Below are 13,519 nucleotides of genomic sequence, written 5' to 3' on the forward strand. Positions count from 1 at the left end.
GCATGGCTTGAATTTGTGGTTGAGAGCTATTTCTATGAGCCCGAGACGGCGGCAGACAGCTTCTTCACCTCGGCTTTTGGTAGCAGCCGTTTGGTGAAATAGGCATCTTCGTAATACTTGATCTTCTCGCAGAGCACCGGGCTTGGGATGCCTTCATAGAGGAAGACTTCCTTGTCAAAGCCCATCGCTTTCAACTCTTGCGGCAGCATCAAGGCACGGCGCTGCTCGGTCTCCGAGTAGGACACGCTGCTTTGCTTGCCACTGGTGTGCGACTTGTTCTTCTTGCGCACCGTGGTGTAGCCGAGCATGTCCGAGTAGTCGTTGGCGTCTTGCTGCTCGCGTGGGGCGTAGACGATTTGCAAGGCATGGTTGGTGATGATCGTGCGCGAGACATCTTTGCCATAGGTCGCGTCCAGCTGCGCCATGCTCTGGATGATCGGCAGCAAGCGGATGTTGTAGCCGGCCATGTAGCTCACTGCGCTTGCAATGATGTCGACCCGGCCGATGGACGTGAACTCATCCATCAGCAGCAAGCACTGGTGCTTGAGCGCCGGGTTGTTCTGCGGCAGCTCTTTCGTGTTCAGGTTGATGAGCTGACTAAACAGCAAGTTGATCAACAAGCGGCTTTCGGCAAGCTTGTTCGGCTGGATGCCGATGTAGATGCTCATCTTCTTCTTGCGCACATCAGTCAGCAGAAAATCGTTGCCGCTGGTGGCCTCATCCAGGATCGGATTGATGAACTGGTTGAGCGGCTCCTTGAAGGTGCCCATGATCGAGGCGAAGGTCTCTTCGGCTTGCGAGAGCAAATTGTCGAAGGCCATCTTGGCATCGCGACCCAGGAAGTCGCGCTGCGAGAGCTTTTTGAGATAGCCCTTCAAGTCGCTTCCATCTCCTGACGACACGCGATAAAGCATCCCAAGGGTTGGGAACATCCAGGTCTCTTTCGGGTGCTTGCGCTTGATCTGATCATCGAGGCTATCGAACAGATAGAGCGTAAACGCCATGAAGGCGTTGCGGGCTTGGCTTACCCAGAACTTCTGGGCATCCGACCCATCCGGGTAGAGCATCGCCGCGACACTCATCAGATCTGACACGCGAAACGCCGGATCCGGTGAGATGTAGCTGAGTGGATTCCAACGGTGGGTGCGCCCGTCTTCGGCAAAGGGGTTGAACAAAAAGACCTCTTGGCCTTGGCTCTTGCGCCAGCCGGAAGTCAGATCAAAATTTTCCTGCTTGATGTCCAGAACCACCACTGAGCCTTGGTAGTCGAGCAGATTGGGAATGACGATGCCCACGCCCTTGCCCGAGCGCGTGGGCGCGGCCAGGATCACAAACTGTTGACCGGGCAAGCGCACCAGCTTGCCGCCATGCTTGCCGACCACGATGCCGGTTGGCGACGGTTTGAGCATGTCCTTCTTGGCCAGATCACTGCCGGAGGCAAAGCGGGCGTCGCCATGCAAGGCGGCGGCCTTTGGCTTGAACAGCGGAATCAGCAGTGCGAACCAGGCCAGGAGCGGCACGCCGAAGCCGAGTGCGCCAGCGAGCTTGATCTTGGTGGCATAGGGAGCGAACTGGGGAAGGTCGAGCGCTTTGACGTAAGACCAATAGGTGCCGACGCTGAGCGGTCCAGCCACCTTCAACAGCATCAAAATCAACTGACCGGAGAGGTAGACCCCTGCAATGAGGGCAAGAAGCAAGAGCACGATAGCGACGCTGAGCTTGGTCTTGCCGGTCATGACGCGCTGCCTTCCATCTGTGATCCCTGGCTTGTTTGAAAACGACCGTCCGCTCGCAAGATTACAGGATCACACCACCCGCTCAGATCGGATGGGCATTGGCATTTGTGTAGGAATTGTCTGACCTGCACGCATGCCAGGACCGCAGTAAGGCCCCCCGCACTATGGGCTAGGCTGATTGCTGCCCTGGGCTTTGAGCTGCAATTCGGCCACGACCTTTCGCTGCTCCTCGACGGAGAGCTTCGCGAGCGCCTGGATGGCGTCTGCCACCTCATCGGTCTCGGCGAAGAAGGCAGCCAGTGGCATGCCGAGAGCGTCGGCCAAGCGCTTGGCGGTGCGTAGATCGCACTCGTTCACGCCCTTCTCGTAGCGATTGATGCGCGTCCTGGCCACCTCAGGAGCCAGTCCAGCGGCAACACCCAAGGCTTCTTGAGTCAGCTCGGCCTTCTGGCGCGCGTGACGGAGGCGGTTGGCGAAGATGAGACGAGCGTCGTCCAGATCCAAAATGTGACCACAAACATGCAATGACGTGTTTGAGCATGAGGTCTCCGACTTGCCTTGTCTGTTACTTTATCAGTAACATGGTTCCGTCAGCCAATCAACTGCGACTGCCAAGCACCAACACCGGTCATTCCTGGCGGTGTGCGGAGGCGTGCAGCCATTGAGCATGCCGGCAATCAGGGCATCCGAACCTGTCGGTCTGGTGGATCCCTAGCGCTCTTCCCTTCCCTCTTTGGAGATGCACATGTCAAAGCTTTGCTTGGCGCTGGTTGGCCTGATGTCGGTCTGTTTGGCCAGCTGCTCTTCCGGTGGCCCCTCGCAGTCTGAGCGAGAGCATGCATTCCTGCTGTTCGTCCAAGACAACAGCAACGAAAAGGCGCGCATTGAAGACTTCGAGAGCAACCAGTGCACGAAGGCGGAAGGCGCGCCCAGCTACACCTGTGATGTAAGTGCCAAGGTCAGAGCCATGAATCGCAACTTTGGCAATCAGATGGACGGGGTTTATTCGTTCACCAAGATGGGCGGCACTTGGAAAATCACTGGTCGCGTCCAATAACCACCGTTGGCGATCAACGGTGACACCATCCATTCCTCAGGAATTCGCATGACCGTCGGCACTTTTCTTACCCTGGTCTTCTTCGCTGGCTGCGCCGCGATCTTCTTGGTGCTTGCTAAAACGGTGAAAACGCGCAGTGACAACGCAACATTTGACCATGACTTCCAACGATTCCACGGCTACAAGAACACGCGCATTGCTGTGTCAACAGCACGCGCCATGATCAAGTTCAAAGCCGGAAGTCGCATCAAGGCGTATGCGTTGAGCGATGTGCGGTCCTGGGAAAAGCACTGGCACAACTACAATCGCGAGGGCACGCTGACGCTCAATGTCAAAGATATCGATCATCCCGTGTGGACGATCAAGTTCGGCAACGAGACCGAGATGAACAAGTGGTATGAGTTGGTCAGTCAGGCGGTCAACGAAAAATTGAAGCTCTGACCGAGCGACAATTGCGCTAGGCGACTGGGCTTGACGGCGAAGACTTCTCTGCTACGAATCGAAGAACCACAACACTGGATTCGTCATTATGCCTTCTGCCGTGCACTCCTTCACTACGCTCCTCGACCATCAAGAGCATCAACTCCGCCAGACCCATGTCGAAGGCTGGATCGCCCAACAAAACGCGGCTGGCTTTGGCATTGATCAGCACATGACCGACGCCCTCAATGCGTATCTTGATGGCCGCTTCGATCTACTTGCATTGTTGACAGAGCTTCGTCGTCCCTACTTGAACTGAGTCTGCCAACGGATGTCGGCATAGGCATCTGCGCCACCGAAGCCTGATCAACAGAAGTATCCATGCCTGGCCCAGGGCGCTCTCGCTGGGCCTGTTCCGCCGTATGGCCATCCGGCACGCTCAACAGTCGCCCCTATTGGCGGTAGCGGGACAGATGCTGCTCAAAGCTTGCTTGTCCTTGGACAAAGATCCCGTTGCCTTGCATCGCTTCCAAGCGTTCCGTCAAGCTTCGATGCTCAACCGCCTTGCCGATGCCAGCCTGTTCAAGGTGTGCATTGATACGCTCAGCGATCATCACGCGAATCCACTGGATCTCAGCCAGGCCGTTGATACGACCATCGAGCACCCGCGTCTTCTGGGTCAAGCCAGAGGCTTGCATGCGCCTGGTTGTTGAAAGCAGATGGGCGTAAAAGTAGCGAGGATCGTCTTTGGTCGGGCGATGGTGACTCGCTTGCAGGGCAAAGCCATATCGCTCAATCAGGCGATGTGCGATATCCAGGGTAAGGTCCCAGCGCTTTGGGTCATCAAGCTCGTGCGGCAGCGCGATGGCGAAGTCTCGGCACACAGTGCTGTTGCAGCGTCGCTCTGCCGCTTCTGCAGCGGCCCAGAGGCGCTGTGGGTCATCGGCCCATGCTGGCGAACCAAGTGGTGCCAAGCAACGCGATTGGATGATGCCTGCCCTACCCCGGTAGTCGTGGCGAGCACCTGTGTTGGGATCGGTGAGCAGATAACCACCGCGATATGCCGCTGCGGCAATTGCGGAATGGCCTTTTGCTCGGCTGTAAGTTTTGATGCGGGTGTGGTAGATGGCCATGCGTTTCTCCTGATGTTGGAGAAACACTTTCTCTAGATTTCGAGAAGCGCAAGGCCTTTGGGATCACTATTTTTTGCTGATTTTCGTTGCCTAATTGATGGAATCAGTGTGGATTTCGATCGACTTCGAAGAGACGTCCCAAGCTGACGAAAGGGTGTGCCGGATGCCAAGCTTCGGAGGCCATTTTTGCATAGTCCTAGCCCTTACCCTCAAGGCACATGCGGTTACAAGCACGGGCAACTCGCGAAGCCGCAATGCGACCACGTCCACACTGACCCTAACCACGGCTGTTCTTTAACTGGATCTCCTGAGATTCTTTGGCGCACTCTTCGAGCGCTTATCGCGGGGAGGGATCGGCAGTAGATATACCCCGTCCTCCCACAAAAGAAGGACTGCACTCGCGCAGCACAGCGCCAGCCGCTGAAACGAGCGTCACGGCATCGTCCAGTTCTGCACCAGGCTTTGGCAAGGCCTTGATGATCAGGTTATCTCGGTAGACCCCGACTACTAATGATCCGTTTTGACAAATTCGGTCTCCTGCCATTCGTTCGTTCCAGAACCCGAACCCGCTAATCAGCCACGATGTCAGAAGCACTCCGAACGCGAGAAACAGAGCATCTGGCAACCAAGGAAGCACTTTCCGATCCTCCGTATTCGTCGTGACCTTTTTCTCCATCTCGCTAACCCCCGATAGTGCGAAACAGACCGGAACGATTAGCGAGGACAGTGCCCCCTTCAATGTCGTTGCATAGAGGAGGAGCGGGAGACCGAGGAAGATGTAAAAAACCACGAACATCGTCAGGAACCGCGCAAACCAAGAGCGGCCAACCATCCATTTGAGCAGCACTCCAATGGCCATCAGCAAGAGAGTGACGAGCACTGCGATCGCCACGCCGCCCATCAGCAGCCGGTTGATCGGCAAATCGATCAGCAGCGACGGGACTTTAAGGAACCGATAACGACCTGACTCATACGCATACACACCGAGCATGCCCAAGGCCGGCGCCAACGCCAGCAGCACAGCTTCTCTCTTCAGCAACTGCATCCCTAAGTCCCTCAAGGCCCCCGATCTGAGAGCGGCTCGGTCAGCTTAGGTTGTTACAGGCTCAAGTGGCGACACCCCGGTTGGGGTTATCGGCTTTTAACGGCGGCATGTGGCTAGCGGCTAGATAGCCTCCTCAACCATCTGAGTTCCGTGGTCGCCGAGCAAGGGATATGATTCCCACAGGGGCCCGGATCGGCCAAATAGGGGAAGAGAGATGGAACGAGGTTCTGAATGGCGCAGGTGGGATCCGCACGTCCACACGCCGGGCACGGTGCTTAACGATCAGTTCGGCACAGGATCGTGGAATGACTACTTGGATGCCTTAGAGACCTCCTCTCCTCCTATTGAGGCCGTGGGCGTTACCAACTACTACTTGCTGGACAGCTATGAGTCCGTGCTTGGCGCAAAGGCGAAGGGCAGGCTCGCGAACATTCCCCTCGTCTTTCCGAACGTTGAAATCCGGCTGGACGTGCATGCCAAGTCAGGCTACGTCAATGCCCATCTGTTGATCAGCCCTTTCGATCCAAACCATGTCCATGAGGCTGGTCGCTTCTTGGAGCGCCTTACTTTTTCTGCGTACGGCGACCGCTTCAGCTGCAACCGGCAAGATCTGATCCGACTGGGCAGGAAGGCTGACCCAGGTATCTTGGACGACTCGGCCGCCTTGCGCTACGGCGCCACTCAATTTCGGGTGAGCTTCGTTGAACTTCGACAGTCGTACGTCGACAGCACCTGGGCCAAGGACAACATCTTGATTGCCGTCGCCGGGGCCTCAGGTGACGGGACTAGTGGCCTGAACCAAGCGTCCGACGTCACCGTTCGGCGGGAAATAGAGAGGTTCGCCCACATCATCTTCTCAAGTAGTCCCTCTCAGCGCGAGTTCTGGCTCGGCCAGAAGTCACTGAGCAAAGACGAAATCATCACCACTTACGGCGCATGCAAACCGTGCCTCCATGGCAGCGATGCCCACGCATTGAATACCGTTGGTCAGCCTGTGGGCAAACGCTACTCTTGGATCAAGGGTGCAGCATCGTTTGATGCCCTTCGCCAAGCCTGCATCAATCCCGAAGGCCGTGCGTACGTTGGGGAGACGCCGCCCAAGTCAGCCATGCCTTCGCATGTAATCACGCAAGTCAGCATCAAGGGCGCCCCTGGGTTCCAGACGCCTGAACTGCCCTTGAACCCGGGGCTGGTAGCGATCATCGGCTCGCGCGGCTCCGGGAAGACGGCCTTGGCCGATATCATCGCAGCGGGCTGCGATTCGATTCCCGTGGATGGATGGAACGCCAATGAGAATGCAAGCGCCTCCTTTCTCGTGCGGGCCAGGAGCCTGCTGGGCGGTGCATCGGTCAACTTGACGTGGGGAGGCGAATCCAATGATCAACGGCCTCTCGCCTACCGGCCTGATGCTGTGTCGTTTTCAAAGGCGCGCTACCTGTCTCAGCAGTTCGTCGACGAACTCTGCTCAGCCTCTGGGGCCTCAGATGGCTTGATTGAAGAGATCGAGCGCGTGGTATTCCAGTCACATAAGCCCAGCGAAACTAACTTCGCGAGTGATTTCGCAGAGCTTCGAGACCAAAAGACACAGCTCTTCAAACAAGCACGAGATCGAGAAGAGTTGGCGATTTCTCAGATCTCCGACGCGGTTGCGATAGAGCTGGAAAAGGAAGCTACCGTTGCTAGCCTGACTGCACAGGTTGAGCAGAAGAAGCAAGTCATTGCCGGCTACTTGGCGGACCGGAGCAAGCTCACCCTGCAAGACACCCAGGCACAGCTTCAAAGGCACACGCAACTGAGCGAGGTCGCTCAGTCGTTAAGAACTAAGATCCAAAACTTCAACAACCAGCGCCGGTCGTTCGCCTCGCTTCAGGACGAGGTGGCGTCCACACGCGCCACGGGCTCGCCTGAGCTGCTCCGGCAGCTTCGCGCGCGCCACCTTGCCAATGGTATGGGAGACGCTCAGTGGGATGCTTTCCTTCTCGTTTATAAGGGCAATGTCGATCAAGATTTGCAAGGCTACATTGCATGGGCCGACGGCGAAATCGCGAAACTGACCGGCGTGCTGCCAACACCGCACGACCCAAGCATCCCTTACATCGCCGAAGATGCTCCGCTCGATAGCGTCCCACTTGCTCCGCTGGAAGCAGAGTTGTCCAGGCTTGCAGCCTTTTTTACCGCCGATCAAATGACGCAGAGGCAATATACCGCCTTGACCGATCGCATCAGTAAAGAGCAAACGGCGCTCAACGGGATTGAGCAGCGACTAGAAGATGCAAAAGGTGCCGCTGATCGCCGAAAGCTTCTTCAGACCGAAAGAGAGAACGCTTACGAGCGAGCGTTCAAGGCCGTTATCCATGAGCAGCAGGCTTTGGAACAGCTCTACTCGCCGCTCTTGAACCGCCTCGCTGCGTCCTCCGGCACCTTAGCCAAACTCGGACTGGTCGTCCGCCGTATCGCTGATGTCGATGCATGGGCGGCCGAAGCAGAAGAAGACTTATTGGACCGCCGAAAGGCCGGGAACTTCCAGGGTATCGGCGCCTTCACTAAAACCGCCCGGGAAGTATTCTTAGATGTGTGGGAAAAGGGATCTGCGGCAGACATCCGTGAAGCCATGACCACGTTCGTCACGACTCACTGGAAGAACCTGCTTGCGCATGCTCCCTATAATCCGCAGGCACCAGAGGAGATCCGGGCGTGGCTGAAGCGGTTTGCCCGATGGCTTTTTAGCACCAACCACCTGCGGGTTCGTTACGAGATCACCTACGACGGCATTGATATTCGCAAGCTCTCCCCAGGGACACGAGGCATAGTCCTGCTCTTGCTCTATCTTGCATTGGACGAGGCCGATGATCGCCCACTCATCATCGACCAACCCGAAGAGAACCTGGACCCCAAGTCAGTGTTTGACGAGCTTGTGTCGCTATTCGTCCAGGCTAAGACCACCCGGCAGGTGATCATGGTCACCCATAACGCCAACTTGGTCATCAACACTGACGCCGACCAAGTGATCATCGCAGATTCTCAACATGATGGCTCGGGAGGGCTTCCTCAAATCACTTACACCACTGGCGGCCTTGAGTCCGCAGTCATCCGAAAAGCCGTATGCGACATCCTTGAAGGCGGTGAAGCCGCGTTCAAGGAGCGAGCCAGGAGATTGCGCGTGCGCTTAGAGAGGTAGCAAAAGCCCGATGGCGCCCCCTGCCCGACAACGGAGATAGCTAATCGATTCGTCTCAAAGCCCATGGCGAGCTGAGCTAGTCTTCACAAGATCACGCGGGATTTCTTGAAACGGAGCGCGCCTTTCAGCCTGCGGCAAAAGAAGATCTAAGGCAGTACAGTATTTTTCTATATCCCTGGCACTTCCCAAGATAAGACTTCACCTGAACAAGGAAAGCCCTTCATGGCAACCATCATCAGCTTCGCCGTTCTGGGTGTGCTTTGTCTCCTCGTGCCGACCTACTTCTATCTCTCGGCGTCCGGCTCAGTGAGCATTGATAAGTTCGGCGCCTTCTTTGGTAGCACAACGGGTCCTTTGCTTAGCTTTCTGGCGCTGCTGGCCGTTGTCGCGAACCTTAGAAACCAGACTAAGGCCATCGAGCAAGACGTATCCGCGAGGATGGCGGGTGAACATCTGCGCTGGCTCGACGCAATTTACAGTGACCTAAACGAATTGCTGGACCGCGAGATCAAAGGCAATCACGGAAGCGAATTGACGTTTCGCGCCATGCTCAATAGCAAAGCGCTGTCGGCGGGATCCTCGGGACCGGAATTGCAGCAAGCTCTCGAAGATTTTGCACTACTCCTTGGCCAATACTGCGAGGCAATCGCCATCTATCGCGATAACTGCGAGCCCCTCTTTGATGTGAAGATCTATGTTGACCGAGGAGCGCGCTTACTCGACCTGCTTAAGCATCATACGGCTAAGCTTGGCGGTATGAGCCCGATCATGATCGAGATCATGGACATGCAATTGCGTGGTGAAAAGGAGCGTGCAAGACCTGAGGCGATGAGCCGACGCAACAGAAACTAGACGCAACGACTAATTAGCTTTTCGAGAAGGTTGCACAGGCCAAGTCAGCTTCATTTTACCGACCTAAGCATCGCTTCATGGAAAGCTCTTACGCTGATTAGCGCCGTTAGAGACTACTAATGTCCGTCAAGCCTAACTACTTCCTCCCTGCTTCTCGGGCCACTCTGAGCAGCTTTCTCGATGCCCACCAGGTGCCCAACTCCCCACTTGGCATGGCGGCCCTTCTTGTTGCCATCACTGGCGCCACCCCGTCTACGCCGCCATCCAAATTGACCCGAATGATTGATGAGGCGTGCCGACTTTTTGGGACGGATCCAGAAAGGGGGCGTTTGTATCTTCTGCGACTAGCTTTTGAGGTCCCGCGAAATATTGACGATTGGGAACGCCAACTGTCGCTTCAAGGGATTGCGCTGGCTGATGAGAACACAGCAGATGGCTTCTGCGCTATGTCACCCGATGCATTTCCCGTAGATCAATTCCAAGCAGCGTGTCGGACGACCCTTGGTCCGCACACTGTTCGCTTCTACGGAGAAGGTGCACTCGTTGAGCAGGAAGATAGCGAAGAGGACGACATCGACGACGGTGAAACGGGTAAGCGTATTTCAGCTTATGTTGAGCGCACGACCGACTACACCGTAGATCAAGTTAGAGCCATCCGGTCCCTGATCGCTAACGCCGATGAGCACATCGACCTACACGCATATGCCGGCACTGGCAAGACGCACATTGTCAGCGAACTGCTGGCGCACGATGCGCGACACTTTACGTTCGTCACGCCTAGTGCAGCCCAAGCTCAGGCTCTCAGGAGCCGCCTAGGCGCAGGCAAGCTTCGTGTGCTGACGATGATCCGCTTTGCAAACCTGGTGGCAGCTCGCGCTTTTGAGCAGCTTGCGCTCTCCACGGATTTTAAGCCCGTATGGCAAAAGTCCACCGCATCGCTTGCTGACATCGCCAGCGTTATAGGCGTGCAGCGTATCGGAGGCTATTCGCCTACTGCAGTGTTACGAATTGCTTTTGAGGGTATCAACCGCTGGTGCCGCTCATCCAGCATAGATCTGCAACCTTACCACTTTAGCCGTATCGTCATGGGTGCGATGATTGACGCAACGGCTTACATTGCAGCCGCTGAGCACGTTTGGCGTTGTATGTTCAGTGCCAAAGTTCAGAAACAAATCAAGATTGTCATCAATGTCGATCATATCGGCAAATGGCTTGCGCAGCACCGCGTTAAACTGCCGATTCACTGGGGCACAATAGTCGTAGACGAAGGACACGATATGAGTGCTGCTTGGAAGAGCTTGCTGTCTGACTATGCAGGTGGCGTTATTAGTCTGGGCGATCCCAACCAGCGCCTGATCGGAACAGCCCCACGCTTTCTGCAAGGAAAGTCATTGGAAATGACGCAGTCTGTGCGCCAAGGTCAAGCCGTAGAGTTGCTGGTAAATGGCGCTATTAGCCTGGATTCTACGGGCGTATACAGCTCTCTTTTCGCTGGGGCGGCTGACCATGCTACCGTCACGAGCTTCTATGAAGCATGGAGCGATGTTCCGCAGGTTGGAACGCGACTTTTTGGCAGTCCGTTCACCTTGCTTGAAGAGGCTCTCCGGCTTATCGACGCTGGTGCACGAGTAGGCGTTCATAACTTTTCTGTCGAACTGATCCAACGCGAAGTCGGCCTCATTGAGGATGCGTTTCGTGCTTATGACCATGGAGTGTCAGGCGACTATCGCTGGCGGGATTTTCATAAGGAGTGTTCGCGATTGGGGAAACCTCAAATTACGCGACTCTTTGAGAGAGGTTTCGGATCCACTCAGTTTAAGGAACTGGTTGGCAAGCTTTCCCCATTTGAGTCAGCACGCACGAAGCTTGCGCTCGTTGAACATGTTAAAAACTCGGAGCATCCCATCGTCAGCATGGCGCGGTGCTGCTTCGAAAGCATCTATACCCCTCAACGGGCTCATAATCCGGTCCGAGCTGTCTACACGGCTCTCACTCGCGGCAGCCAGCAGCTCTGGGTTCCCCCCAACGCCTTAGATGTATTACGCGTAAGTAATGAACACTTCCATGAGCAACGCCAACAGCGCAAAGCTAAAAGAATTGTCCGCCCCGACCTTCGTTATCAGAAGCCAATCCAACGTTGACCCAAATTTAGGGACCTATCAACACGAGGTCCCTGTATCCGCTTGAAATAAACCAGTCCCCGCCTTTAAGGTTCTAGGAGCCTCTAACGGTCACTTCCGGAGACTAATTTGAGACCAGTTTTATATTAAACCCCTCACCCCCCTCCAACCGACCATATGCGATCTTGGCCGGTAAAGATTTGATTGCCTAACTGTCTTCTTAAGATTGATTGGATTAGGCAAAACCACCTCATTTATCTGGCGTTCATTTTATTTGCGCGAGATATCTCTCGCTTTCCGCCCTTTTGTTAATTTTAAACACTACAAGCGCATTGATGGTTTCAAGCCCATTTACACAGCTATAATCATTGAAATATATAGCCTTGCGATAAAATCTTTTATAAAAGCAAAGCTAAAAATATAGCTATTTAAACGACAATTAGCGAGACCACCTTAGACAATCATTGACGCGAAATTTCTGTCCTATTTTATCATTGACAGAAAATCCCCTCCCCTTATCAAACGTCTACCTCCTCATAATTGGATCGTAGATGCACTTTAAACACTCCCAACTTCATCAATATTTGCAACAGCCCAAAGGTCAGTTATCCATCCGAAGCATTCGCATCGGCAAAGTCGAATTTACAGATATGGTCGTTCAAGACCGAGCCGGCGCGCTTCACCTTCAAGACTTGGTCCAAGCGACCTACGACCATCATGAAAAGCTGCGACGACTTCGCCGATCCGGAACTCGTTATCCAGAACCCCTGCCCCTTGCCACCCCGGCGCGACTCCTCTCTGAAGAGGTCGACGACTTCCTCAAAGACAAGGAGCGGCAGAACCTTCGCACCACCACGATCGAGGCCTATCGTCGAACGCTTGCCATCTTGCAGCGTGTGAGTGGCAACACGTCCGTTGCCCGGATTGATCACACGCATATCTACCAGATGTGGGATCTGCTGCGATGGGCACCCGAAGACTTCATGACCAACCCCAAGCATCAGTGGTTGAGCGTCGAAGCCTTGATCGCCAAAGGTCAACGTATGGGCCGGGCGCAGCCTGCCAATGCCACATTAGAACTGCACCGGCGCTTCCTCGCGTCCTTCTTCAACACCTTAGTCAAAGCACGTGCCATCCCGCACTCGCCGATGGATGCGTTCAAGCCGGCCAGAGGAGAGCTACTGGCTGATCAGGACGAACCCGAGCGGCTGCTTTCCCAAGAAGAAATTCAGAAGATCTTCAACCCGGCGACCTTCCTGCCTTGGGCCAAGAAGTATCCGCACCGTTGGTGGTGCCCGCTCATTGCCCTTTTCACGGGTGCTCGGATCAACGAGATCGCCCAACTCAAAGTGGCCGACATCGTCCAAGATCAAGGAGTTTGGTGCTTCTCAATCCAGAAGACCGTGGACGAAGATCTCGCGCAAAGCGCAGGCAAACGCAGCCGGCAAAGCCTCAAAGGTAAGAGCGCGATCCGCAAAGTGCCGATCCACCCAAGCCTCATCCAGGCGGGCTTCCTCGACTTCTTGGCCGACATCAAGGCATCTGGCCACCCTCGCCTCTTTCCTAACCTATCGGCTGGCACCTGCCGCAAGACCGGCGAGCCGAATGGACGCTACAGCCAGGGCTTCGTCAATCAGTTTGCGAAGTATTTGAAGGAGCTTGGCTTTGGCAAAGGCATTGGATCTCACGCCTTCCGACACACGCTTGCGACGGAGCTTGATGCCAAGGGCGTGCGGGTCGAGCACATTGCACTCATCACCGGACATGCACTCAACAAGAAGGCTCCGGTTCTGCAGGACAACTATGTCCACAAATCGGCTGGGAACACTCGGAAGATCCAAGTTGAAGCGCTTGGCCACTATCAGCCATCTGTGAAGCTACCGAGCTATGTGCGCGGGCAGTTCAAGGAACGGTTGAGGAAGGGGGCGAGGATGTATCCGTGATCAGCTACACTGGCACCTCACAACCAAGGAGTGGG

At 55.3% G+C, this 13,519-nt stretch carries 11 protein-coding genes; 7 read left to right on the forward strand and 4 right to left on the reverse strand.

What is annotated here, in order from left to right:
• Positions 1–32: 32 nt before the first annotated feature.
• Positions 33–1,736, reverse strand: a complete 1,704-nt coding sequence (locus XdyCFBP7245_RS00505; protein ID WP_046932516.1) for a type IV secretory system conjugative DNA transfer family protein — start codon at positions 1,734–1,736, stop codon at positions 33–35.
• A 162-nt stretch (positions 1,737–1,898) separates the two neighbouring features.
• The gene (locus XdyCFBP7245_RS00510) at positions 1,899–2,240 is read right to left on the reverse strand and encodes a helix-turn-helix domain-containing protein (protein ID WP_033485469.1); all 342 of its coding nucleotides are present in this window, start codon (positions 2,238–2,240) and stop codon (positions 1,899–1,901) included.
• 235 nt (positions 2,241–2,475) lie between these two features.
• Between XdyCFBP7245_RS00510 and XdyCFBP7245_RS00515 the strand changes: the two genes are divergently transcribed.
• From XdyCFBP7245_RS00515 to XdyCFBP7245_RS24105, 3 genes are all read left to right on the forward strand, one after another.
• Complete coding sequence (locus XdyCFBP7245_RS00515; RefSeq protein WP_211287616.1) at positions 2,476–2,793, forward strand: hypothetical protein; 318 nt, start codon at positions 2,476–2,478, stop codon at positions 2,791–2,793.
• Between the two features lie 48 nt (positions 2,794–2,841).
• The gene (locus XdyCFBP7245_RS00520) at positions 2,842–3,234 is read left to right on the forward strand and encodes a hypothetical protein (protein WP_104613914.1); all 393 of its coding nucleotides are present in this window, start codon (positions 2,842–2,844) and stop codon (positions 3,232–3,234) included.
• An 88-nt stretch (positions 3,235–3,322) separates the two neighbouring features.
• Positions 3,323–3,532 (forward strand): hypothetical protein, encoded by a 210-nt coding sequence (locus XdyCFBP7245_RS24105; RefSeq protein WP_170068408.1) that lies wholly within the window; start codon positions 3,323–3,325, stop codon positions 3,530–3,532.
• 133 nt (positions 3,533–3,665) lie between these two features.
• Here XdyCFBP7245_RS24105 and XdyCFBP7245_RS00530 read toward each other — a convergent pair whose 3' ends face one another.
• Both XdyCFBP7245_RS00530 and XdyCFBP7245_RS00535 read right to left on the reverse strand, forming a co-directional pair.
• On the reverse strand, positions 3,666–4,346 hold the full coding sequence (locus XdyCFBP7245_RS00530; protein WP_244907738.1) for a MobA/MobL family protein: 681 nt from the start codon (positions 4,344–4,346) through the stop codon (positions 3,666–3,668).
• A 337-nt stretch (positions 4,347–4,683) separates the two neighbouring features.
• Complete coding sequence (locus XdyCFBP7245_RS00535; protein WP_104613916.1) at positions 4,684–5,391, reverse strand: hypothetical protein; 708 nt, start codon at positions 5,389–5,391, stop codon at positions 4,684–4,686.
• A gap of 214 nt (positions 5,392–5,605) precedes the next feature.
• Between XdyCFBP7245_RS00535 and XdyCFBP7245_RS00540 the strand changes: the two genes are divergently transcribed.
• The 4 genes from XdyCFBP7245_RS00540 (at position 5,606) to XdyCFBP7245_RS00555 (ending at position 13,484) form a co-directional block, all read left to right on the forward strand.
• Positions 5,606–8,569 (forward strand): TrlF family AAA-like ATPase, encoded by a 2,964-nt coding sequence (locus XdyCFBP7245_RS00540; RefSeq protein ID WP_104613917.1) that lies wholly within the window; start codon positions 5,606–5,608, stop codon positions 8,567–8,569.
• Positions 8,570–8,791: 222 nt separating this feature from the next.
• Positions 8,792–9,421, forward strand: coding sequence for a hypothetical protein (locus XdyCFBP7245_RS00545; protein ID WP_104613918.1), 630 nt, complete (start codon positions 8,792–8,794; stop codon positions 9,419–9,421).
• Between the two features lie 119 nt (positions 9,422–9,540).
• Entirely contained in the window at positions 9,541–11,562 is a 2,022-nt protein-coding gene (locus XdyCFBP7245_RS00550; RefSeq protein WP_146091627.1) for a DEAD/DEAH box helicase family protein, read from the forward strand.
• 746 nt (positions 11,563–12,308) lie between these two features.
• The gene (locus XdyCFBP7245_RS00555; RefSeq protein ID WP_104614223.1) at positions 12,309–13,484 is read left to right on the forward strand and encodes a site-specific integrase; all 1,176 of its coding nucleotides are present in this window, start codon (positions 12,309–12,311) and stop codon (positions 13,482–13,484) included.
• The last annotated feature ends 35 nt before the right edge of the window (positions 13,485–13,519 follow it).

The sequence above is a fragment of the Xanthomonas dyei genome, assembly GCF_002939865.1.
Taxonomy (GTDB): domain Bacteria; phylum Pseudomonadota; class Gammaproteobacteria; order Xanthomonadales; family Xanthomonadaceae; genus Xanthomonas; species Xanthomonas dyei.